The following is a 22,811-nucleotide window of genomic DNA, read 5'->3' on the forward strand; positions in this document are numbered from 1 at the left end:
GGCAGCATTATAAAATTGACACATGCACCCTCTTTATCAAAACATCTGTCTTTAGGGTAGATAGTTCTTGAAATTTCCTTCTGAGTAAGTATTATTTTATGGGCTAAGTAATCTTAAGCCATCGGCTAATTCTTATGAAAAATTTACTCCTCACCTTTCTTTTTTTATGCGTTACATTTCTGACAAAAGGTCAAAATCAAAGTTCGCTTGAAGACATAGTCATCACTTCCGAAAACAAAAAAACGCAGGTTTCTATTCAGGGAAATGGGGAGTTACATCTCAATGTATCTCCCAAAAATGTTGCTAAATACAAAGCTGCGGGCAAAGTAAGTTATAAAGATTTTGGGGCTAAAGGCGATGGCAAAACCGATGATATAGACGCCATAGCCGCCACTCATGCCTTTGCCAATGTGCACGGTCTTTCGGTAAAAGCCAATGAGGGAGCCACTTATTACATCAGTGGCAAAGAACGTACCGCCGTCATTCGTACTGAGACGGATTTTGGCACAGCGGCGTTTATCATTGACGACACCGAAGTACAGAATCGCAATGCCTCTGTTTTTATGGTAAGTTCGGCACTCAAACCTTTCAAATTAGAATCCATCACTTCCCTCAAAAGAAATCAGCCTAAGTTAGAGGTGTCCTTGCCTAGTACTTGCTTGATTACGGTCACCAATGCCAACGTAAAACAATACATCCGATTTGGGCTTAACCAAAACAATGGCTCTTCGCAAACGGATATTTTTGCGGTCGACAAAAACGGAAACGTAGACATGAAAGCCCCAATTATCTGGAACTTTGACCAAATCACCGAAATCACCGCCTTACCTATCGACGAAACGCCGCTAAAAATCACAGGTGGGCGTTTTACTACCATCGCCAACAAGGCCGAATCAAAATATACCTACTATAGTCGAAACATCGCCATCAGACGCTCTAATGTACTTTTGGAAGGTCTTGAGCACCGTATCAAAGGAGAAGAAGACCACGGTGCACCTTATGGAGGCTTTATCAACATCGGCGACTGTGCCTATGTCACTGTAAAGAATACCCTTCTCACGGGCCACAAAACTTACAGCACCATTGGCGCTGCTGGCAAACCCGTCTCTATGGGTACTTATGATTTGTCGGTCAATCGGGCAGTGAATGTCTCTTTTGTGAATTGTACCCAAACCAACGACATCAACGACAATACTTATTGGGGTATTTTGGGTTCTAATTTTTGCAAAAATCTCCTTTACGATCAGTGTATTCTTTCTCGATTTGATGCCCACCAAGGCGTAGCCAATGCCACGATTCGCAATTCGACCCTCGGCCACATGGGAATCAACGCCATCGGTAGCGGAACCTTCCTCGTCGAAAATTCGACTATTCGTGGCCGCAGCATCGTCAATCTTCGTTCGGATTACGGAAGCACGTGGCAGGGCGAACTTGTGATTCGGAATTGTGTATTTGTGCCAGCAGGCGGCAAACCCATCAGCGCCGATTTGATAAGCGGGTCTTATTCAGGGCAACATGATTTTGGCTACATCTGCTACATGCCCGAAAAAATCACCATAGAAAACCTACGTATCGACGACTCTCAGCATCCAGAAAACTATCACGGGCCTGCGATTTTTGCCAACTTCAATCCTCAAATGAAGGATAGCTCCTACCAAGAAAAATTCCCCTACGTCAAAACCAAAGAAGTAGTGCTCAAAAATGCAACCACTGCCAGCGGTAAACCCCTTAGAATCAGCGATAACCCTTTTATGTTTCGGGAGGTAAAAATTACGAAAGATAAATGAATTAACCTCACTTCTGGCCTACATTATTTTTTTAACAAAAATCTAAAACAACCATTTTTTTATCCCTATCGCATGTAAGTGCATGATTCCTTTTATCTTTTTATTGACAATTTTTGTGATAAACAGATAAAAAAATGGACAAAACAAATACAAAAAAGTGGCTCTCAATAGGAGCGGGATTACTCCTTTTAACAGGAAATAGCTTTGCCCAAAACGTCCAATCAAAGGATTTTCAAACGCCCCCAAGCACTGCCAAACCCCGAGTATGGTGGCATTGGATGAATGGCAATATCACCAAAGAAGGTATCCAAAAAGACTTAGAATGGATGCAACGGGTAGGAATTGGCGGCTTCCAAAACTTTGATGCCAATTTGTTTACGCCTGTCGTAGTGCCCAAAAAGCTGGTTTTTATGACCCCCGATTGGAAAGAGGCATTTAAGTTCACAACACAACTTGCCGACCAAAAAGGACTCGAAATGGCCATTGCAGGTTCGCCCGGATGGAGCGTGACGGGTGGTCCTTGGGTAAAGCCCGAAGACGCCATGAAAAAGTACGTCTGGACCGAAACGCCTCTCGAAGGAGGAAAAATATTTGCCGGAAAACTGCCCCGCCCTTCTGATGTAACCGGAAAATTCCAAAATGTAGGTCTTGGAGCAGGCGGCTTGACGGGCGGGTTTGTGGGCGAAAGACCTCATTTTTACCAAGATGCGTTGGTCATAGCGTATCGTTTGCCTTCTGTCGAAAAGACATTGGTCGAACTAAATCCTAGTGTTAGTTCAAGCGGAGGCACTTTTACTTTAAAAGACCTCACAGACAATAACTTAGAAAAATCATCCATGCTACCGCCTACAGAAGTGGGCCACGAAATGTGGATTCAGTATACGTTCGAAACTTCCCAAACCTTCAAAGCATTTTCGGTGGCTGGTGCCAACGAAAGCCCCTTAAGTGAATTTCGCGGTAATCCCGAAAACAGAACTCTCAAAGTAAGCGATGATGGCGTGCATTTTCGCGAGCTTGCCAAGCTATCAGGTAGCACAGTACCGTACAATACTGTTGCTATAGTTCCCACCACCTCCAAATATTGGCGCCTCTGCTGGACTACTTTGGCTCCTACTCCAAATATGTTTGCTGCGATGGCAGGACGTCCCGCCGGAGAAGCAAAACCCGAGGGCGTCAATGTAGCAGAGTTTGTATTGTATAGTGGTAGCCGTATTGATCAGTTAGAAGACAAGGCGGGGTTCACGCCTTGGAAAGAAGACGGAAAATTAGGAATAGAAAATAATACAGAAAAAACGGATGCCATTCAAGCCGAAGAAGTAGTGGATTTGACCTCCAACATGAGCGCCGACGGCACTCTAAACTGGACAGTTCCGGCGGGAAATTGGGTAGCGATACGACTAGGTTACTCACTTACGGGGCGACAAAATCACCCTGCTTCGCCCGAAGCGACGGGCTTAGAAGTAGACAAATTGGATAAAGGCGCCGTAAGACGCTACATCAATACTTATTTGGATATGTATAAAGATGCCACTGGTGGACTCATGGGTGCCAAAGGCCTGAATTATATGGTATTGGATAGCTACGAAGCAGGTCATATGAATTGGACGAAAAGTTTTCCTGAAGAATTCCAGAAAAGACGTGGCTATGACCTCAAGCGTTGGATTCCAGTACTGACTGGAAGAATTGTGAAATCGCTGGAAGCGAGTGAGCATTTTTTGTGGGATTTTCGTAAAACCATTGGAGAGTTGATTGCCGAAAATCATTATGATGTGATTGGAGAAGAGCTTAAAAAACGCGGCATGAAGCGTTATACCGAGTCGCATGAAGGAGGCCGTATTTATTTAGCGGATGGGATGGACGTAAAACGGTATTCGGACATTCCTATGTCGGCGATGTGGACACCGGGCAGTTTGGCGGGCGGGACTGATGAAGAAGTACGGAGCGAAGCTGACATTCGAGAATCGGCATCGGTAGCCAATATTTATGGCAAACCCATTGTAGCCGCCGAGTCTATGACCTCCGTAGGAAGACCTTTTCAAGAATATCCCGAACGGCTCAAACGTACCGCTGACTTAGAAATGGCATCAGGTTTGAATCGTTTTGTGATTCACACTTCTGTACACCAGCCACTAGATGATAAAAAACCGGGTTTTTCATTGGGACCCTTTGGGCAGTATTTTACCCGTCAAGAAACTTGGGCAGAAGCAGGCGGAAAAGCATGGATGACTTACTTGGGACGTAGTTGTTATTTGTTGCAACAAGGCCGAAACGTCGCTGATATATTGTACTTATACGGGGAAAACAACAACATTACGTGGATTTGCCGCGAAAAACTTCCAGCGATTCCCGCAGGCTATGAATTTGATTTTGTGAACTCTTCCGCCCTTTTAAACGCCATTCAAGTAAAAAACGGGAAGTTGGTAGCGCAAAGCGGCAACTCGTATAGTGTACTCGTGTTAGATGAATCAACGAAGTTTATGACATTGCCTGTTTTGAAAAAACTACGTGACCTAGTCAAAGCAGGGGCAAAAGTAATAGGAGCAAAACCTGTAAAATCACCTAGTCTGACAGACAATGCGACTGAATTTCAGTCAATTGCCAACGAAATTTGGGCACATCCCAACGCCGCTGTAGAGACGTTGCATGACGTGGAGACGTTGCATGCAACGTCTCTACCAACACCCAAACCCGACGTCATTATCAATAAAACAACCAACAGAATTTTATATCGCCACCGTCAAACAGCAACCCAAGATATTTATTGGTTAAACAACCGAAGTGCCGAGGCGACCGATGCTGAAATAAGTTTTCGAGTGGCGGGCAAAGTACCTGAGTTGTGGAATCCTGAAACGGGTAAAATCGAAAAGATTAGCTACCACATCAAAGACGGCAGAACCATTGTATCGCTTCGACTTGAATCCTGGGGAGCAATGTTTATTGTATTTGGAAATGCTACCTCGCAGCGCTCATTTACCAAACCAACCACCACCGAAACCACCATTGTGACGCTTTCAAATCCTTGGAAAGTAAAATTTAATGATAAAAATGTGGTTTTTGATAAGCTTAGTTCTTGGTCGGAAAATGCAAATACGGATGTAAAGTATTTCTCAGGAACAGCGACCTACGAAAATACATTCTCGATTGCCAAACCCTCCGCCAGTGCTTCCATTATTCTTGATTTGGGCGATGTGAAGAATATTGCAGAGGTGATTGTCAATGGTAAAAACGTGGGAACCCTATGGAAAAAACCGTTTAAAGTGGACATTACTTCGGCGTTGAAAGCCGGAGAAAACGCTATACAAGTAAACGTGACCAATACGTGGGTCAACCGCTTGGTAGGAGATGCGCAACCTAATGTACAGCAAAAAACAACATTCACTACCATGCCTTTTTACCGTAAAGACTCGCCCTTAGTTCCTTCGGGACTAATAGGAGAAGTAAAGGTGATAGAAAGCAAATAAGCAATACACTGCTAGCATAGTAAGAGGTGGGGAAACCCGCCTTTTATTGTATAAATCCTTAATCAAACCAACCTCTTTATGAAAACCGTGCGATTATTATTTCTATTGTTTTTAGCCTTACAGTCATACGTTGCTTTTTGTCAAAAGCCCAATCCTATGATAAAGTTTTTTCCCGAAGGCACCACGCTCCACGGAAATATTCCTTACAACAACGATACTTTGTCCAAACACTTACTCGACATTTATTTGCCCCCCAATGCCAAAGAAAAAATGCCCTTGGTAGTATGGGTACACGGTGGAGGATGGTTGGTCAATGACAAATACGCCGATATGAGCTACATGAAAAGCACAATCTCAGAAATGTTAAACAGTGGCTTTGCATTGGCGTCTATTGATTATCGTTTTGCTTCTCAAGCGGTGTTTCCTGCACTTATTCAAGACTGCAATCGCGCTCTTTCTTTTCTGTATGATAACGCCGAAAAGTATGGGTTCGATAAAAACCGCATCGCATTGATGGGCTTTTCGGCGGGAGGACATTTGGCTACCTTAATGGCCTTATCGAAAAATAATAAAATGGATGCTTTCTTCATGCCAAATACTTCCAAAGCCTTCACCTTCAAGGCAGTTGTGGATTTCTACGGCCCTTCTGATCTAGTTTCTCTCAATTCTAGTGAAGATGCCAAATCGCCAGAAGGTATTTTGATTGGAGCGGCTCCCATAGAACGCCCTGATTTAGCCAAAATAGCAAGCCCAGTCACTTATGTTGACAAAAATGACCCACCTTTTTTGATTATTCACGGCGAAAAAGACCAAAGTGTACCCAATCGCCAGTCGAAACTATTACATTCTTGGTTGCGTATATCGGGCGTTCAAAGTGAACTAATCATCGTCAAAGATGCACCTCATTTTGGTGTTATGTTTGACGCCCCCGACATACGTGCCCAAATCTTGCGTTTTTTAAAAGAGAAACTAAAGTAAGGCCCTCGCCCCTTAAGGAATGACTACCATACGCTTTACTAGCGTTTTATCTTGCACTCTGACCTTTACCCAATAACTTCCGGCGGGAACTTGTGCTTGAATTTGCTTGTCTAGTCGCTGTAGAGGCAGTTCACGCCCTGCCATATCGTAGAGGTTGATTTCGGCGATTGTCCTGCTGTGGGGTGTTCTCACTTCAAAAAACCCTTGGGAAGGATTGGGATAAATCACTATCTCATCTGCCGTCAAAGGCTCCTCAGCAGAATTCAGCAAAATAGTCAGTTGAATTGGGTAAGATAGTTGACTACACCCATTTTGATAAACCCGTACCGTATAATTCCCGTTTTCGGAAGCTTCATAAATAGAAGCAGTAGCGCCGTCGATAGGTTTGTCATCTTTGTACCATTGATAAGTCGCTCCTTGTTTTGCAGGGACCAAAAGTTTAATTTTTTCGTGCAATTGCGGATCTGTACTTTTTTGGGGAACAATAATCACTTCCATTCGAGGTTGAACTATCACTTCTTTCGAAAGAGAAGACTTATTACAAATTGCATCTTGAACCACGACTTGATAAGTACCCGGACCAGAGGTTTCAAAATCCGATGTATAGGTTGTAGAAATAGTTGCTCCATTACGTTTCCATTCAAAACTCAATCTTCCCAATGAATCGCTTTGTGAGCTTAAGCGCACAGGGTCAGTTTCACACGAAATGTTTGTAGAAACATTCAATATACCCTCAGGGTTTTCGTGACACGGACGAGTGATGGTAAGAAGGTTCAATTGGTCATGGAGATAAAAAGAATACCGTGGATCGTTTACTGGAATTTCCTTAAATGATTTGTGTACAATGAGGCTATAAGTATCTTTTTTATCCGAAAACAAATGTTTGTAGGCACAGTAAATAAGGCCATCATCTTCATAAACGGGGAGAGCTATACGCCACAGAACTTTATCTTCCTCCGCAAGTTTAACCAACGAATAAGCGGCCTTTTGTACTCCATCCAAAGCCCTATATTCCAAACCTACCAATCGACCGTCTTCATCATACATGAAAGAATCTCCAAGACAATTGAGGGCTGTTTTACGAACAATATTCCCCTGTTTATCAAGACGATACAGGTAATCTTTAACCGCTAGGAGCAAATGTCCCTCATTGGTTTCAAACAAATTGTTGTCAAAATAACGATAACTAGAAGACTGGTAAGGCATCCATCGGCTAATATTATCTAGGTAGGCGTCGGTTTTGGAGGCATCCAAAAGGATATTGCCGTTATAATCCAACAGTGCTACGCGTCTATTGGCCTCATTCTGAACTGTATAACTCACCAAACGATTCCCGTTTGAAAAAGTTCGCATGATGTGGAGGGTGGTAGCCGAGTCGGACTTAGGAAACTTCCATTGAGTGTTAAAATCTTTTGTCATGATTTCCAGATATCCTCCATTTATAAGCTCAAGCGTTTCGTCGGGCTGATAAGTAAGATTTTTAGAAATAAACTGAGCATTTTGAACCTGAAAAGTTCTCTCTTTTATCTTCTGACCTTGATTATTGTACCATCGTAAAGTTTTGGAGGTAATAGGGACGTAAGAATTAAAGCGTGGGTTGGTTTCGGTCATGAATCCGCCATCGGGTGTAGGCTGACCGTAAGTAAATGCAAACTCTTCTAAATAGGGCGTTTCCCAAAGTAATTGCCCATTTAAGTCATATTGGCTGTATTGGGCTTTTTCTTCGATAAAAGTGTACTGATCTTCAAAATGCCCTTGGAAACGTCTAATAATGAATGTATTGTTGGAAGTTTTTTGAAAAGCGTCAAAAGGGGTCCACCAATATGTAATATGCTGCTCATAAGGGATTTCCCACATAGGTTGTCCATTAAAATTATATTTAGCTACTAAGGTATCGTTGACAATAACAACCCCGTCTTGGGCATGGTAAAAATCATACGGTTCAGGAGCGTAATAGTCGACTTTATTGTTTCGGGCCGAGAAACTGCCTTCTCGTAGAAGTGTAGGCGCTTGAAAGCTATGGAGTAACTGACCACTTTTAGTAAACCGAAATACATGGGTACGTGGACCAACAAGCGAAATGAGATAAAAATCGTCATATTCTTTCATGCCGATATAATACCCTCCGCTAAAAGAATATCCACCCCCCAAAGAGTCAGATATGGCAAATTTAAAACGCCAAAGAGGGCGTAGTGATGCGTCTAGTTTAATGAGCGAATCACGGCTTGCAGTCAAAATACCTCCATCTGAGGTAGGCAGACTTTTGACAGAGTGTAGAGGTGCGTCATTGACTCGCCGTTGTAATCTAAAGTTTTTATCATAAAAGTAGAGATTGACATTCCTAAAATTGTTGGCGAAAATACCCGCATTGGGTAGCATAAAGTAGTTGTTTTGCCACTCTTCTACTTTTCGCTTAAGAGGGCTCTCCAAATAAGAATACCCTTCCACTGCTGAAAAATGTTTTTGACCCGCTTCTCGTACTAAGAAATTTTTGGAAGGATAAGCCCCCTCATATTGCCAAAGAGAGATATAGTTGATAAGCAGGCTATTGTTTTGACCTCGTTGTGATTGAAACCCTACAAAACCAAGTTCATTATAAGAGATATAGTTTCGTCTGAAAATAACGGTATCCGAAAGCGTTCGATAACTTAGCTGAGCCATTGACGACAAGGCAGAAGCTACCATTAAGACAGTGATAATAATCAACTTCCAAACGTTAGCAAACTTTGGATTTCTGTAAGAGATTTTATTCATGACAGCAATTTATGAAACACACATTCCCTATCTTGAGGTTCTGCTTTCATAGACGAAACGGTGTTTTCGATAGTTGTATCACTTTCAAAAATCATCATAAATTTAGTTGAAATATGCTGAGTATGAGTACTCCGAAATTTGCAAATTTACTTATTGAATAAATCTCTTTTTTGCTCGCCAACCACAGATCCTCTCCCCTATTTTCAAACCCCTACTAGGCAGAGAAAAATCCTAGTGTTAGATTTCAAGCAGCGTCTGGCAACAGCCTAAACCAACTATTATTTCCTATTTTATTTGGATTTATGATACTATCTTTCGCAAAATAGACTTGTGATAATTAGTTTTGTATCTTTCATCAACAAATCACCAAACTAATGAAAGCAGTTGAATTTCACCTTCCTCAGGATGCTGACAAATCCTTTATCGTTTTCAGAGAAGCAGGCGATTTCTTTCCTGCCCCCTGGCACTATCACGCTCATTATGAGTTTGTTCTGGTAAACAAAAGTACTGGACGACGAATGGTTGGCGACCATATCGGGCACTTTGGCGAGCAAGACCTTGTGTTTATGGGCTCGCTTTTGCCGCATGTTTGGGTCAATGATCCAATCTATTTGAGCCGTCAATCAAAGCAAAAAGCCGATGCCACCGTCATTCACTTTACGAATAATTTTTTAGGTGAGGGCTTTATGAATATACCCGAAATAGAACGATTCAAGAAAGTATTGAAAATTTCGGAGAGAGGTATGGTCATCAAGGGTTCTACCCGTAAGAAGATCAATCAACTAATGAACAAAATGCACGAGATGAATGGGCTTCAACGCTTGTCAGCATTGTTTTCTATTTTTGATATTATGTCGGGCAATGCCGAATATGACCTATTGGCAAGTCCGACGTTCATGCAAAACTTTCACTACGAATCATCGCACAGATTTCAGAAAATCAATGATTTTATTTTACAGAATTTCAACAAAGATATCTCCCTCCCCCAAATTGCATCAGTAGCCAGTATGGGTGTGACGGCTTTTTGTGGCTTTTTTAAAGAACAATACCGCATGACATTTGTGGAGTATCTGACCACCGTCAGAATAGGCTATGCCTGTAAGCTTCTTTCAGAAAATGATTATAATATCATTGAAGTTGCATATGAATGCGGTTACAATAGCCTAGCAAATTTCAACCGCCAATTTAAACGAGTAAAAAATATGACTCCTAGCGACTATCGCCGCACACTGGATATAAGTCATTAGGGGTATAAACCAAGTATTGTATTAACTACCAATAGTGCGGTTGCGGGCAGTAACCTGCCAATAGCCCTCTACTTTTTTATTTTGTACCCATGCCACCTTTTCATAAAGTGCCACGGTAGGGCAGATATGAATAGGCAAGGCATACAGTGTATCTCCAATCTTCAGATTATTTTCTTCCAAAGTATCTTTCACCACCAAGTGCTCTTCGCTCTGACTTTCGAGTTTGAGATGAGTTGCATTCAAAAAATGAACCCTCGCCGAAAGTGGATTTTCGGAGGCAACGGCTTTATGCCCAAGGTCGAGACATATTCTACCTTTGGGCAGTGAAATCACCCGCGTCAGCAACACCGCTGCGGGCAGAAACTTCTGTTCAGGACAGTCGTTTAAATACCCAAAATCCCAAAAAATAAATGTTCCCGGACTGCACTCTACTTTGGGTCTTTTGGCATGAAAAGGAAAGGTAGGAGTTCCGCCTACTACGATATCAAATGTATGGATTGATTCGGCCTTTAATCTATTCTCCAAATGCGCTACTAAGTCAAACCCAGCTTCACATTCTATTTCCCGCAAAGCCAAATCTTGGGTATGTATCTGCCCATCGTAGGCGTGTAAGCCCCTTAGTTTCAAGCTGGGCAAAGACACAATCAGTTTGGTCAACTCAACGGCACTTTCGTCGGGGCTGATACCCGTTCGATTCATACCTATGTCGAGGTCAATAAACACCTCAATTTCAATACCTTGTTCGGTCGAAACCTGAGCCATCATCAAGGCCGACGTGGAATTGTCTACCAAACAAGAAAAAGTAGTTTGGGGGTATTTTTTTATCAATTCAAGCAAGCGCTGCAACTTTACCTGTGTAGGCTGATAGGCGAGCAAAACGTCTTTGGCAGCGCACTGCCCGAGCATTTCGGCTTCGGCGATAGTTGCGCATTTAAACTTCTCAATACCCTCAGTAAGCAACATCGCCGTCACTTCTGACATTTTATGGGTTTTTACGTGCGGCCTCAACCTACTTGGGTCATCTATCATGCTTTTCAGCATCCGAATATTGGCCAATATCCGCTCAGGATATACCAACAATACAGGGGAATCCACACTATCCGAGTTCTCTATTTCAAACCAATTGTCCATAAATAGTATACAACTAAAAGCTCTGCAAACTCATAGGTTTATAATCGTTGTACTAGCCTTAAGAGAGTATCGCGACAAATGTCTTCGGCCTCATCTTCCAGACAACTATAGCGGCATCGCCAAGTTTCGTAGCCTCCTTTTTGTTTTTCTAAAAAAGGTGGTACATACCCCACGTTGGCATTGGCCAGAGAAATCGTAAAATAATTATCCGTTTGCACTTTTTCCTTTAATGTCAACCCTGTTTGGGCAAAAAATTCACCCGGAAGCGCCCCTACAATGCCCTTCCCAATCTTGAAAGCCTGCAAAGGAGCGGAAAGCTGCGCGGGGTATTGACTCAGCAACAATTGCTCGCGCGCATAAAGACATCGCAATCCTTCTTCGTCGGGTACGATATGCTCATAATTGCTCGTCAGTACTTTTTCCGTGGCGGCTTCAATCTCCGCTTCGGTGGGTTTATTGACTTTGAGCGATAGTTCTTCATAAACCACTTTCAATACAGGTGTACTCTCCCACTGCACCCCTTCCAATGCCTTCACCACCTTGGCAGCAAGCTCACTTCCAATCAATTCGCTTTTGGCAAAAGGCTCCGTAGGATAACGTTCGGGGTGAAGAAACTCCCAAATATTAATATCACCACTCGTGCCGTTGCTCATGATACCCACAAATCCCTCTTCCGCATGAAGCAACTCCTGCAATGTAGCAGCAAAATATCCAAAATAATCGGCTGAAATAGTACCATTGGGCCAGTCTCCTACATAATGCAGCGAATAATTGCCCAATATGCTAATCCATTCTTCATTTAGACTCTTCACTGCCACAAAACTCAATTCAGGGTCAACGGGTGTATCGCTCTGAATGATGTAAGGCTCAACGCCAAAAGGATTGGTTTTGATAGCATCACCCTCCCAATGCAGAGGATTAAATGGCTTATAATCAGGCTTCATTTGATAGCGTCGACTAAGTACGTGCTCTGGTGCCGCCGCTTTTCCAAACGCAATTTTGGCCGGTTTGAGATTATTAAGTGCTTCTATTACCGACTGCACTATCAAGCCCGGGAGTTTGGCTCTGTACAAAACATCGGGGCCCGTAAGATGTACATCTGCTACCGAACCTGCCGCATGAGTGTGCGTACTAGAAATCAGAATATGCTCTTTGGAGAGACGAGTAACTCGGGTCAAGGTATCTTTTACTTCATCCACAAAATCTTTGGGCATGACACAAATATCCACCACCACAAACACCAGAGTAACATCATCATTTTGTAATACCAGTGCTTTTGAATAAAGCGGGTCGTGGAAATAAACAGCATAATGTGGCACAAAATCGCCGTTGATAATTGTGCCCGCCACGGGCGTAATGTCTATTTTCGCCGCACCTGCTCTCAACTCTTTCTGACTTGTCGACGTATTCATTTTTAAGTTTTTATCATCCTAAGTGTTTACACACAGTACATTTTCTCTAACAATAATCCCAAGGCTAATCACTTAAAACCCCACGCCTTTAGGCTGGGGAGTAAACCAACATTGCCTCTAAAAAGGGCTTCAGTCCTGACATTTTCAGGGCAACAAAACCTATTTAGCCCATGCTTTTCTCAAAAAACGTAGCCAATTTTTGCTAAAGATATTGTCGATATCTGTTTCTTGATAGCCTCTTCTGCGCAAAATTTCCTCGTATTTCTGAAGGTCCGCGATTGAGTTTAAATCCCAAGGTGACTGCTCCGTACCAAAAATACCATCCAAGTCGCTGCCGATAGCTACATGTTGGCTATTTCCTGCAATCTGACAGATATGATCCCAATGGTCTACTAAGTGTTCGAGGCGGATGTCGAGCTGCCACGGGTCTGATACTTGGTCAATAAATCGTACGTCCATCGCCCAGCAATCAAGCATTCCGCCAATGACCGCCCCACGTTCTACTAATTTCTTGATTTGGCCATCGGTAAGCTGACGCTGATTGGGTACAATCTTCCTGACATTGTGATGACTCGACCAGATAGGCCCTTCGTAGTGTTCTAAGGCCTGTTCAAATCCAAGATCAGTCAAATGAGTAGTGTCCAAAATCATATTCAGCTTTCCCATTTCTTTCATCAATTCAAAACCCAACGGCGTAATCGACCCTTCCATTTTGGTCCCAGGGGCATACCTGCCAGGACCAAAATGAGAAAGCCCAATGGCTCGCAGCCCGTAGTCATAAGCTCTGTACAGATAAGAAATATCTACCAATGAATCAGCCCCTTCTAAACTCAAAATATACCCAATGGGCTTGGTAGCATCGTCGATAGTAGTATCTTGCCACAAGCTGAGGTGCGCTTCCAAAGCGGGCAAATCGGCGATTTGCACCATTTCTCCCAAGGCTTCCATTTCGCGGTACCATACCAATTGGGCTTGGGTCATGGCCCATGCTTGTTGGGGGCTATTCCATCCGGGCAAGGCACTCCCAGGAGGCGTATATCTCGCCAACTGCGTAGCTACCACTATACCGATTTTACCTTTTCGCAATTCTGGCAAGCAGACCGTTCCTTTCCCTCGGTCGTTTTTGTCGCGCATGTGCATTTCGCGCTGACGTATTTCTGTCAAAGGCCGAGATAGGTCGCGATTCCATTCGATGGCATTCATCGACAAATCCAAATGAGCATCAAATATCAATCGACTCATACTTTTATTTTTTATTCATTGCCGAGACTTCCTCTGCTACGGTACTAAAGGGATATTTATCCATTAAGTCTCTTATTTCAAAACTAAACTTCTGCATCAACTCTTCCCAGCGCTCAGATTCGCCCTCGTTGTATTTATAAAACCCTTCTCCTGCTTTCATGCCTGTAGCACCTTTTTCCAACAATTCGGTAAAAGACGAAGGCAAATCCGTATCGGTCGAAAGTTCAGGATTTAAGTCCTTCATTACCATACCATAAGCGTAGGTGCCCATTAAGTCCATGTATCTTAGATTGCCCGCAAAAGGCAAATAATAGCCCGCGTCATTTCGACACGCCCTATCGATATCTTCTATGGTAGCGTATCCGTTTCTAACCAGAAAAAAAGCCTCCCGAATCAAAGCACTTAGCAGGGGCATTCTAACCCCAAAATCCCCTTGGATGATGTAAGGGTCTTTGCCCCAGTATTCAATAGCCAACTGTTCTACGGTAGAAAGCAATAAAGTATCGGTAGTGGCATTGCCAACAATCTCCAGAAATAGCGTAGAATAAACAGGGTCTACCCAGTTGGCTACCATGATTCGTTGGGGATGACGAGCCTCTTTTTGTAACTCCGACAAAGCAATGCTTTCGGAATTGATTCCAATGATGGCATCGTCGGGTAAAATGATTTCCAGCATTTTGATGGCTTCTCGCTTTTCGTGGAGGGTTTCGCCCGTTACAACAAACGCCAATTCGGCATGTATATCTTCTATTTCATCTTCGAGCATCTGAATATTGCCCGAAGATGCATCACTCATGCCACGCTGACGTACATCATCCCAAACCGCCTTGATGCGTTTCTGTGCCAACTCTGGATACGATGTTTTCAATAACACAATATGCCCCGACATCTGTAGGCAAACCGCCAACCCATAGATAGACGGATTGTTGCCGACCAACAGTATTTGTCCTTTACTTAACTTGCTAACCCTCATTACGTACAAGAAAATAAGTTTTTTGATTAAGAAAGACTTTTCAAAACTTTGTCAACAATACTGATGGCCAAATCAATATCTTCTTCGGTATGAACAGCGCTGATGTACCACAAGCCGCGACCAATCACCCTTACTCCTTCATCGTGCATAGCTGCTATAAACCGCGATAGCTTCGCTTTATCGGCTCGTAAGGTATCTCTGTAATCTTTTGTTTGGGCGATTTCTGTAAACGAAATAGCAAACATCGGTCCAGGCCCTTCTACCAACATGGCATGACCATGTTCGGTGGCGGCTTTTCGGATTCCTTGCATTAGTTTATTTCCCAGCTCAAACATCCGTTGATAAGGTAGCTCGCGCTCAAGTACGGTAATGGTAGCCAACGCCGCTGCTACCGTAGGGTTAGCAGCATTCATAGTACCAGCATGAATTACTTGTGCTTGTTCAATCAGCGCCATCCATTCTTTTTTGCCAACAATTGCACTAATGGCATAGCCGCTCGCAATTGCTTTCGCAAAAATTGATAAGTCGGGTGTAATGTCGAAATACTTTTGTGCACCGCCGATAGACAACCTAAAACCAGTGATGACTTCATCAAAAATCAAGGCGATACCGTACTCACTACAAATCTCTCTTAAACCTTCCAAAAAACCTTCGTTAGGCAAAATACAACCGTTGTTGCACATGACAGGCTCGGTGATAATGGCCGCAATTTCTTCATAGCGCTCGGCTACAGTACTGCGAACCAATGCCAAATCATTCCAAGGCAAGATGATAAATTCATCTTCTACGCCTTCGGGCAGGCCTTTTGTCCAAGGAAAAACGTTGGGATGCTCACGACTGCCAAGGGCATCAACCGAAGGTGCTGATATTCCCCAGCATACATTGTCCATCCAACCATGATAATGACCTTCAAAACGAAGAAATTTTTTCCGTCCTGTTTTGGCACGCGCTACTCTAAAAGCAGTCTGCACCGCTTCTGAGCCATCCAGACAAAAACGCATCAACTCTGCCGACGGAATAAGCTCGTTGATTTTTTCGGCCAATTCTATTTCTTTTATATGCTGTCCCGCAAAAAGCTGTCCTTGATCTGAATAAGCCGCTATTTCTGACAAAACTTCGGGATGTGAATGTCCCAAAATAAGGGGTCCTTGACTTAGGGTAAAATCCAAGTATTCGTTGCCGTCTACGTCAAAAATCCTGCTTCCCGCTCCATGCGTATAAAACAACGCATGAGGGTGATTATACTTCCGAAATTCGGATGATACGCCACTTGCCAAAACTTTTTTGGCACGTTCTAAAAGAGCGGCCGATTGTTGATAACTTTTCATTTTATTGTTGAGTGCAAAAGCACAATTTTATCGCCATTCGTTAATGGTGCTGAGTATTCAATTTTAAGCAAGATTATTTTTGACAACTTTGGTAACGCTTTCGGCGGAATATTGAGCCGCCAAACTATGGATATCGTGATTGAAACTCGCAAAAGCCTCATCCCAAGCAGCAGCTTCGCCTTCTTCGTACTCATACAGCCCGTCGCCATTGTGAATACCTCGGGCGTGTCGTTCTACCATTTTCTGCATCAAGGCAGGCACTTCCGTCGAATTGCTCAAACGCGCAAAAATCTGGGTTAGAATGCGCTGATAATCCTCCAGTCCGTGGTAATCCATCCGTCGAAAAACCCCCATGAGCGTCATCCATGAGCCTGCGTCATAGCGGAAGGCTTTGTCGAGGTCTTCTTTGGTCGCCGTTCCTTTTTCAATCTGATGGAAAATCTCTCGATACACGGCATACATCAAGCGGTTTGTGATAAACCCTCGGATATCTTTTTTGAGCAATGTAGGTTCTTTGCCCCAGTACCCGGCAAGGTTGAAAATGCGGTCGGCATACACCGCTTCGGTAAGTGCGCCACAGGTGATTTCAAGAAAACGAGTCATGAAAGCCGGTTCGGCCCAATGTACGCCCAAAAACCGCTCTGGTTTTTTGATGTGCTTTTGAAGTTCACTTATGGGAATGGCAGAGGTATTACTACCCACCACAATATCATCTCCTACAACCGACGTAATCTTGTGATATACATCTGCTTTGATGGCAAGGTCTTCAATTACACATTCGAGAACGATTTTGCAGTCGGCCAATTCGCCATAATCTTGCGATACCGTTAGGGCTTTTAAATAAGGGGCTAAATCCTCCCCAATCAATCCAGCTTTTAAGCACAAAATCAATTGGGATTGTATTCTCTCTTCAGCATTGAAAGCATCTGCCTCAATCGGAGCAATGGCTTTGACGGCATGGCCTGAAATCAAGAGTGCAGCTACAATACTGCTTCCCATGAGTCCTAGTCCTACTACTCCTATCGGAATATGGCTAGTATTTAACTGTTCGATCATAAGCGAAATCGGCTAATGCTTACGGTAGTTTGACAATACAATCTATTTCAACTTTGATATTTTCGGCAAGCACAGATTGAACGGTAGTGCGAGCAGGCTTGATGCCGGGGAAATAAGTAGCATATACGACATTGTATCGGTCAAACTCAGCGATATCGGCCAGATGCACCGTACATTTTACCACATTTGCCATAGTAGCTCCCGCCGCTTCTACAATACTCTTGATATTGTCTAGGGTTCGCTTGGTTTCTTCTTCAATGGTTCCCAACACAAATTGTGAGGTTTTGAAGTCAACAGCAGCTTGACCACTCACAAACAAAAAACCTCCAACAATAATACCGTCTGAATAGGCTCCAGTTACAAAATCAGGATTACGTTCGGGATGAATTACTTTTTCCATTCTTTACAAAATATTATTTTACATAATTCTAACTTTACAAAAATAAATATCATCCCTTTGTCATATCTCCTACTTTTATTTGAATTACTAATACTATTTTTTGAACCTTTTCTATCCAAAAAAATGACTCCTTTTTTATCGTTTTTTACTAAAAAAAAGCCTACTTATTTCTTGTTAAGCGTTAAGTCCTCCGTCCATAAGAATATTTTCGCCGTTGATGTACGCTCCTGCTTCTGAGCATAATAAAACCACAAGCCCTTTGATGTCGTCTTTGTTGGCCATGCGCTTGAGCGGCACTTTTTTGCAGTAATTGGCGAGAAATGCCTCCGGCTGATGATTAAACAAGCCGCCAGGACTGATGCAATTGAACCTGATATTTTTGCCAGCATTCATCTGAGCCATAAAACGGGTTAGGTTAATCAGACCGGCATTGTGAAAGAAATAATCAGGCGGAAGATCGCCCATATTGGTAGTACCCTCATAATTGCTGAGGTCAGGGCCAAACATGCCCATCATCGAGGCGATATTTACCACACTTCCACCGCCGCTTTCGACAATTAGCTTTGTCATTTCACGAAGTAAGTTCATCATCCCCGTAGCATTGACGTCCATTGACTCCGCAAACTGCTCAATCGGAGCATTATAGCCTTTCATGGGGCGTGATACGGCATTGTTGATAAATCCGTCAAGACGCCCAAATCGCTCTTTGATAAAATGCACTATTTCTTTCACCGATTCGGGGTCTCCTTGATCCACCACTGCTGGATGCACGTCCAATCCAGCTTCTTTCATCAATGTAGCCGTTTGGGTGGCCGAAGCGAAGTCTCGGGAAGAAGTAATAACGGTAGCATCGGCCTCAGCCAATCCTTCCACAATGCACTGCCCGTATTGCCCGGAACCGCCCGTGACTAAGATGACTTTCCCTTTCAGGCTCAATAATTCTTTTACATTCATATTCTTTTAAAGCTTATATGTTTTGCGTCGGAGACGCTGCACCATTTTTTGACCCAAATGATAGTTTGGAGCAAGCTGCATCAAGCTGCATTTTATCAAATCTTCAAAGTCCTGCCTCCTTCCAATCGACTTTGATTGGCAGCGATAATGATACGCATCAGCAGCTCGGTTTCGGAAAATTCAATACGAGGTTTACCTTCTGCTACTGCTCTTATAAATTCGATAAGATTGTCCCGAAACATCGAGTAGGAGTTTTTGATATCGACCAAACGCCAGCCTGATTGTCCAAAAAACGAAAACTGAAAAGTACCCGCTATGTCCTGAAATAAGTGCAGTGTAATCTGTAGACCGCTTTCTAATTCAATATGAACAATCTCTTTTTCTAGCTCCCCGATGTGCCGTACACTAGCCACAGGCGGAAAATCAATAATCGAAAAAATACCTTCTAAAAGGTGAATGCCGTATTTTTTCCAGTCTTTTTTGCCAACTGCCGTAATCAATTCCAGTTTGCCCAAAGTCGCCAATTCTTGCTTCAAGATACGTCCTTCGTTGGCATAGCGCATCGACGAACAAGACATGATAAACTTACCTTGGTGCCATTGACTTGCAAACCATTCCAAATCTTCTGTCGAATAAGCCAAAGGCTTATCCACAAAAATCGGGATACCTGCCTCAATAAAAGGCGCGGCCATTTCGCGGTGGCGCTCGGGGTCGTCGCGGGCGAGCAATACCGCATCCACCTCCCCAATCATGTCCACTAACTCCGTTACGATATGGGGTATGTTCGTCGTTTGAGCAATACTCTCCGAAATCGCCGTATCCTGCGTCCACACATGCGTGACATAAGCCCCGGGAATACCAAGGGTGTCCTTGTTAGCATTCAAATAAGCCGCCACCGCAGGATAACCTACGCGGCTAATCTCCTCACCGTCAAACTGCCCATTGATAATAGCCGACCACGAATAAGGGTGGGCATTGCCAAGGCTCATTCCAATTATCCCTATCTTAATCATCTAAGTTTCGTTCTTGAGGTTATTAAGTGCTAAAGCACAGTTAATTATATCGTCAAAATTCTTCGTTGTTTTCAATGAGTATAACGTCCTGATTTTTAACGATTAACAGATAATGGTTAACTCTGCACTATTTCAACCAGCCCATTTTATCCCAATGATGCAAGTTGAGAAAATCAGGATCAGGGTACGCCATTTCCGCCAACTGCCGTCGTGTTTTTGGGTCTATATCAGGTCTTTGGGCAATAGCCACGGCGGTGTCTAAGTATTCCATTTTGTCGATACCGACCAACACCGAAGAAACCCCTTCAAACGATAAAGCAAACTTGGTAGCCAGCGTTGGTAAATCGGGATAGTGCTCATTAATAAAGTCTTGATAACCTGCAATATGTTGCTCAACAGCCGCCAAAGCGGGGTGCATATTTTTGCCCCGGTCACTTAGTAATCCCTTCATCAAAACAGAACGAACTACGATACCGACTCCTTTTTGGGAAGCCTTTTCAAAATAAACTCCCTGACTTTGGTTCATCAGGTTGAAAGGAAGTTGGATCACATCCCACGCGCCTGATTCAATCGCAAGGTTCGTTTCTTCTAAGGTATAAACCGACGCTCCCGTAGCTCGGACAATACCTTGCTTTTTGAGGTTTGCAAAAATTTCGGCAATCAGTGGATGTTTAAGTATCTCCAAGTCGGCTTGATGCAGCATAAACACATCCAAATAATCGGTTTTCAAAGCGGCCAAACTTTCCGCTATCGACTGTTCAACAAAACTTTTCAGTTGAGCATCGGGTGGTAAAGCGCCGTCTTTCCCCCGAAAATGTCGGCATTTGCTGGCAAGTACGAGTTGAGGACGCAGCCCAACAAAGGCTTTTCCCATGATATTTTCGCTGGTACCGTACATCCGAGCGGTATCAAAAAAATTGATTCCTTTGTCGACGGCAGCGTGTAACAACTCAATCGCTTGAGTTTCAGTAGGCATATCTGTCTCATTTTCGACACCAATACCGTAAGGAATTCCTATTTCCACACCCCCAAAGGCAACTTCCGAAACCGTCAATCCCGTGGTGCCGAGCTTTCGCATTTTCATTCTTTCTACCAATTGCTAATTTTCTAAATAAGAGGTTGAAGCGGCATCAGAAGTTGTGTTTTTAAAAGCCGACACCAACTCCTGACAATAGTTTTTCAGACCTACGACATCGGCGCCAATGCTCACAAAATGATAACCCATGTCTAACAGGTCTTTCAAATTGCCCAGCCCCCCAACCGTCCCCGCAAACTTGCCATATTTGGCTGCTACTTCTGCCACTTTGACGCGAGTTTCGAGTAGTTTGGAGTGGTTCCATTGGCCTGGCGCACCAATGCCCTGACTAAAATCCCCCGGCCCAAAAAATAACATATCAAAACCATCCAGAGCCGCAATCTCTTCTAACTCTTCCAAAGGTTCTGGCCCTTCGATTTGGAGCACTACAAACCGCTGTTGATTGGCCTGAACCAAATATTCGTTGAAATCCACCCCCGTGTAAGCCGCATCCGCATTGCCCCCGTCGATAGGCCGACGACCTACGGGATAAAACCTGACCATATCTATCACTTTTCGGGCATCTTCCACCCCTTTGACGTGCGGCACCATGATACCCGAAGCATCCAATTCGAGTGGGCGTAGGTAATCACTGTAGCTACCTCGTGGTACTCTCACCAGCAAATCCACATTGTGAGATTTGGTAGCCCAGACGTTGGCCGCCATAATCGACCAATCTTGCCCAATATGCTCTTGGTCAGCCCATACGCAGTCGAAACCCGCCAAAGCAGCGATTTCGACCGACCGTGGGTCAGCTAAATTTATTTTAAAACAACACACCGTTTCGCCGGCTCTTAGTTTGGCCAACACGCGGCTTTCTCGCATTTTCAATGACATATCTTAAGTATTTGTGCGAAAATAGACTTTCCAAGTTTTAGGCTCATACCTTTGATAATCAATAAAGTTATAAACTTGGAAAGTCTAAAATAATTTTGCTTAGTCACTTGACTCGTTTCTTGATTTCAAAGGTAATTTCGGACAATTATCCTTTCTTTCTCTTTTTTACCAAAAAGTGATACTATCTTTCAGTAAGACACTTTAGCGATGCCTTTGCTTTATTTTCAAGATAGCATAAGCAGCGGCGGCTTTGATATCCTCATTTTCGGCTTCGCTTGGCAACGGATCTTCTTCTTTTAACATTGCCATTAAAAGCCCTAAATCATCCGTATTTCCTTTGTCGGCCAGTACCATGGCCAATTCAAACCGCTCACCTTTAAGTGGAGATTTACTGTATTTGAGCAACTCCGCTTTAAGTTTTTTCTCTAAATCATCATAACCTTTTCGAAAACTGTTGGCCCATGCCGAACTCAATAAATTGGTTCGAGCAGGGGAATCCAGAGGTTCTGCTAAAGCTCGATTTGCCAACGCCTGCCATTCTGATACTGAAAGTCCGCCCAATTGCCGCAACGCGTAGGCGGGAATGCTTCGCGCTACCATATCCTCGGGAGCGGAATTTTGGAGAGTCGCTAACAGCTCTGTCCGAATTTCGTTTTCTTTGGCAGGATTTTGATAAAAAGCGTCCCATAACGTATACATTGCCAAAGGCTTAGAGGTAGAGACCAGCGTGGTTTCAAACAAAGAAGGGTTCTCGTCGTAGGGGCATATTTTTAGCTTAGCAAGGGTTTCGGAAGCGTGAAGTCTATCTACTCCGTCACGATTGAGAAAAGCCGCTTTTATCTTTTTAATCCACCTATCGCGTTCTTCACCTACGGAAGCCTGCGCCAAAACACGCCAAATCCCAATTCTATAAGGCGACTGAGCCCCATACAAACGCTCTTCGGCCTGATATACCTCTTTGACCCCTTCTGGATGACCTGCCCACACCAAAAACTCTGCGGCGTGTACTTTTACCCACTCTTTTTGTTCATTCAATACTTTACGCAATACAATCACGTACTGCTCATCCGAAGGCGTTGCCTTTAGGGATTGAGCAGTACTTTCATAACTAAACAACATACAAATGAAAACCGAAATAATTAAACGCATATTTTATAAATCCT

The 22,811-nt window shown here is 43.5% G+C and carries 17 protein-coding genes; 4 read left to right on the top strand and 13 right to left on the bottom strand.

Features of this window, described 5'->3' with window-relative positions:
* Positions 1 to 134 precede the first annotated feature (134 nt).
* The 3 genes from P1X15_RS16995 (at position 135) to P1X15_RS17005 (ending at position 6,226) form a co-directional block, all read left to right on the top strand.
* The gene (locus P1X15_RS16995; RefSeq protein ID WP_277339331.1) at positions 135 to 1,787 is read left to right on the top strand and encodes a hypothetical protein; all 1,653 of its coding nucleotides are present in this window, start codon (positions 135 to 137) and stop codon (positions 1,785 to 1,787) included.
* Positions 1,788 to 1,921: 134 nt separating this feature from the next.
* Positions 1,922 to 5,248, top strand: a complete 3,327-nt coding sequence (locus P1X15_RS17000; protein WP_277339332.1) for a glycosyl hydrolase — start codon at positions 1,922 to 1,924, stop codon at positions 5,246 to 5,248.
* 156 nt (positions 5,249 to 5,404) lie between these two features.
* Complete coding sequence (locus P1X15_RS17005; RefSeq protein WP_277339333.1) at positions 5,405 to 6,226, top strand: alpha/beta hydrolase; 822 nt, start codon at positions 5,405 to 5,407, stop codon at positions 6,224 to 6,226.
* Positions 6,227 to 6,238: 12 nt separating this feature from the next.
* Here the strand turns inward: P1X15_RS17005 and P1X15_RS17010 are convergent, their stop codons facing one another.
* The gene (locus P1X15_RS17010) at positions 6,239 to 8,980 is read right to left on the bottom strand and encodes a T9SS type A sorting domain-containing protein (RefSeq protein WP_277339334.1); all 2,742 of its coding nucleotides are present in this window, start codon (positions 8,978 to 8,980) and stop codon (positions 6,239 to 6,241) included.
* A 374-nt stretch (positions 8,981 to 9,354) separates the two neighbouring features.
* Between P1X15_RS17010 and P1X15_RS17015 the strand changes: the two genes are divergently transcribed.
* Entirely contained in the window at positions 9,355 to 10,227 is an 873-nt protein-coding gene (locus P1X15_RS17015; protein WP_277339335.1) for an AraC family transcriptional regulator, read from the top strand.
* 21 nt (positions 10,228 to 10,248) lie between these two features.
* Here P1X15_RS17015 and P1X15_RS17020 read toward each other — a convergent pair whose 3' ends face one another.
* The 12 genes from P1X15_RS17020 to P1X15_RS17075 form a co-directional block, all read right to left on the bottom strand.
* Positions 10,249 to 11,358: a D-TA family PLP-dependent enzyme gene (locus P1X15_RS17020; RefSeq protein ID WP_277339336.1), complete on the bottom strand. Its 1,110-nt coding sequence runs from the start codon at positions 11,356 to 11,358 to the stop codon at positions 10,249 to 10,251.
* Between the two features lie 38 nt (positions 11,359 to 11,396).
* The gene (locus P1X15_RS17025) at positions 11,397 to 12,770 is read right to left on the bottom strand and encodes a neutral/alkaline non-lysosomal ceramidase N-terminal domain-containing protein (protein ID WP_277339337.1); all 1,374 of its coding nucleotides are present in this window, start codon (positions 12,768 to 12,770) and stop codon (positions 11,397 to 11,399) included.
* A gap of 159 nt (positions 12,771 to 12,929) precedes the next feature.
* Positions 12,930 to 14,012 carry a dipeptidase gene (locus P1X15_RS17030; RefSeq protein WP_277339338.1) on the bottom strand — a complete coding sequence of 361 codons (1,083 nt, stop codon included), beginning with the start codon at positions 14,010 to 14,012 and terminating at the stop codon, positions 12,930 to 12,932.
* Between the two features lie 4 nt (positions 14,013 to 14,016).
* The gene (locus tag P1X15_RS17035; protein ID WP_277339339.1) at positions 14,017 to 14,985 is read right to left on the bottom strand and encodes a 3-hydroxyacyl-CoA dehydrogenase family protein; all 969 of its coding nucleotides are present in this window, start codon (positions 14,983 to 14,985) and stop codon (positions 14,017 to 14,019) included.
* A 26-nt stretch (positions 14,986 to 15,011) separates the two neighbouring features.
* Entirely contained in the window at positions 15,012 to 16,313 is a 1,302-nt protein-coding gene (locus P1X15_RS17040; protein WP_277339340.1) for an aspartate aminotransferase family protein, read from the bottom strand.
* Positions 16,314 to 16,376: 63 nt separating this feature from the next.
* Positions 16,377 to 17,369: a 3-hydroxyacyl-CoA dehydrogenase family protein gene (locus P1X15_RS17045; RefSeq protein WP_277339341.1), complete on the bottom strand. Its 993-nt coding sequence runs from the start codon at positions 17,367 to 17,369 to the stop codon at positions 16,377 to 16,379.
* 19 nt (positions 17,370 to 17,388) lie between these two features.
* The gene (locus P1X15_RS17050) at positions 17,389 to 17,769 is read right to left on the bottom strand and encodes a RidA family protein (RefSeq protein WP_277339342.1); all 381 of its coding nucleotides are present in this window, start codon (positions 17,767 to 17,769) and stop codon (positions 17,389 to 17,391) included.
* Between the two features lie 174 nt (positions 17,770 to 17,943).
* Complete coding sequence (locus P1X15_RS17055) at positions 17,944 to 18,723, bottom strand: SDR family oxidoreductase (RefSeq protein ID WP_277339343.1); 780 nt, start codon at positions 18,721 to 18,723, stop codon at positions 17,944 to 17,946.
* A gap of 95 nt (positions 18,724 to 18,818) precedes the next feature.
* The gene (locus P1X15_RS17060; RefSeq protein ID WP_277339344.1) at positions 18,819 to 19,736 is read right to left on the bottom strand and encodes a Gfo/Idh/MocA family oxidoreductase; all 918 of its coding nucleotides are present in this window, start codon (positions 19,734 to 19,736) and stop codon (positions 18,819 to 18,821) included.
* A 127-nt stretch (positions 19,737 to 19,863) separates the two neighbouring features.
* Positions 19,864 to 20,820 carry an aldo/keto reductase gene (locus tag P1X15_RS17065; RefSeq protein WP_277339345.1) on the bottom strand — a complete coding sequence of 319 codons (957 nt, stop codon included), beginning with the start codon at positions 20,818 to 20,820 and terminating at the stop codon, positions 19,864 to 19,866.
* A gap of 15 nt (positions 20,821 to 20,835) precedes the next feature.
* Complete coding sequence (locus tag P1X15_RS17070) at positions 20,836 to 21,648, bottom strand: HpcH/HpaI aldolase/citrate lyase family protein (RefSeq protein WP_277339346.1); 813 nt, start codon at positions 21,646 to 21,648, stop codon at positions 20,836 to 20,838.
* A gap of 201 nt (positions 21,649 to 21,849) precedes the next feature.
* Positions 21,850 to 22,797 (bottom strand): hypothetical protein, encoded by a 948-nt coding sequence (locus P1X15_RS17075; RefSeq protein WP_277339347.1) that lies wholly within the window; start codon positions 22,795 to 22,797, stop codon positions 21,850 to 21,852.
* Positions 22,798 to 22,811: the final 14 nt, after the last annotated feature.

It is taken from the genome of Runella sp. MFBS21 (assembly GCF_029433105.1).
Lineage (GTDB): Bacteria > Bacteroidota > Bacteroidia > Cytophagales > Spirosomataceae > Runella.

Coding starts and splice junctions, on each gene's coding strand:
- P1X15_RS16995 (WP_277339331.1), top strand. CDS start 135: ATGAAAAATTTACTCCTCACCTTTCTTTTTTTATGCGTTACATTTCTG.
- P1X15_RS17000 (WP_277339332.1), top strand. CDS start 1,922: ATGGACAAAACAAATACAAAAAAGTGGCTCTCAATAGGAGCGGGATTA.
- P1X15_RS17005 (WP_277339333.1), top strand. CDS start 5,405: ATGATAAAGTTTTTTCCCGAAGGCACCACGCTCCACGGAAATATTCCT.
- P1X15_RS17010 (WP_277339334.1), bottom strand. CDS start 8,980: ATGAATAAAATCTCTTACAGAAATCCAAAGTTTGCTAACGTTTGGAAG.
- P1X15_RS17015 (WP_277339335.1), top strand. CDS start 9,355: ATGAAAGCAGTTGAATTTCACCTTCCTCAGGATGCTGACAAATCCTTT.
- P1X15_RS17020 (WP_277339336.1), bottom strand. CDS start 11,358: ATGGACAATTGGTTTGAAATAGAGAACTCGGATAGTGTGGATTCCCCT.
- P1X15_RS17025 (WP_277339337.1), bottom strand. CDS start 12,770: ATGAATACGTCGACAAGTCAGAAAGAGTTGAGAGCAGGTGCGGCGAAA.
- P1X15_RS17030 (WP_277339338.1), bottom strand. CDS start 14,012: ATGAGTCGATTGATATTTGATGCTCATTTGGATTTGTCGATGAATGCC.
- P1X15_RS17035 (WP_277339339.1), bottom strand. CDS start 14,985: ATGAGGGTTAGCAAGTTAAGTAAAGGACAAATACTGTTGGTCGGCAAC.
- P1X15_RS17040 (WP_277339340.1), bottom strand. CDS start 16,313: ATGAAAAGTTATCAACAATCGGCCGCTCTTTTAGAACGTGCCAAAAAA.
- P1X15_RS17045 (WP_277339341.1), bottom strand. CDS start 17,369: ATGATCGAACAGTTAAATACTAGCCATATTCCGATAGGAGTAGTAGGA.
- P1X15_RS17050 (WP_277339342.1), bottom strand. CDS start 17,769: ATGGAAAAAGTAATTCATCCCGAACGTAATCCTGATTTTGTAACTGGA.
- P1X15_RS17055 (WP_277339343.1), bottom strand. CDS start 18,723: ATGAATGTAAAAGAATTATTGAGCCTGAAAGGGAAAGTCATCTTAGTC.
- P1X15_RS17060 (WP_277339344.1), bottom strand. CDS start 19,736: ATGATTAAGATAGGGATAATTGGAATGAGCCTTGGCAATGCCCACCCT.
- P1X15_RS17065 (WP_277339345.1), bottom strand. CDS start 20,820: ATGAAAATGCGAAAGCTCGGCACCACGGGATTGACGGTTTCGGAAGTT.
- P1X15_RS17070 (WP_277339346.1), bottom strand. CDS start 21,648: ATGTCATTGAAAATGCGAGAAAGCCGCGTGTTGGCCAAACTAAGAGCC.
- P1X15_RS17075 (WP_277339347.1), bottom strand. CDS start 22,797: ATGCGTTTAATTATTTCGGTTTTCATTTGTATGTTGTTTAGTTATGAA.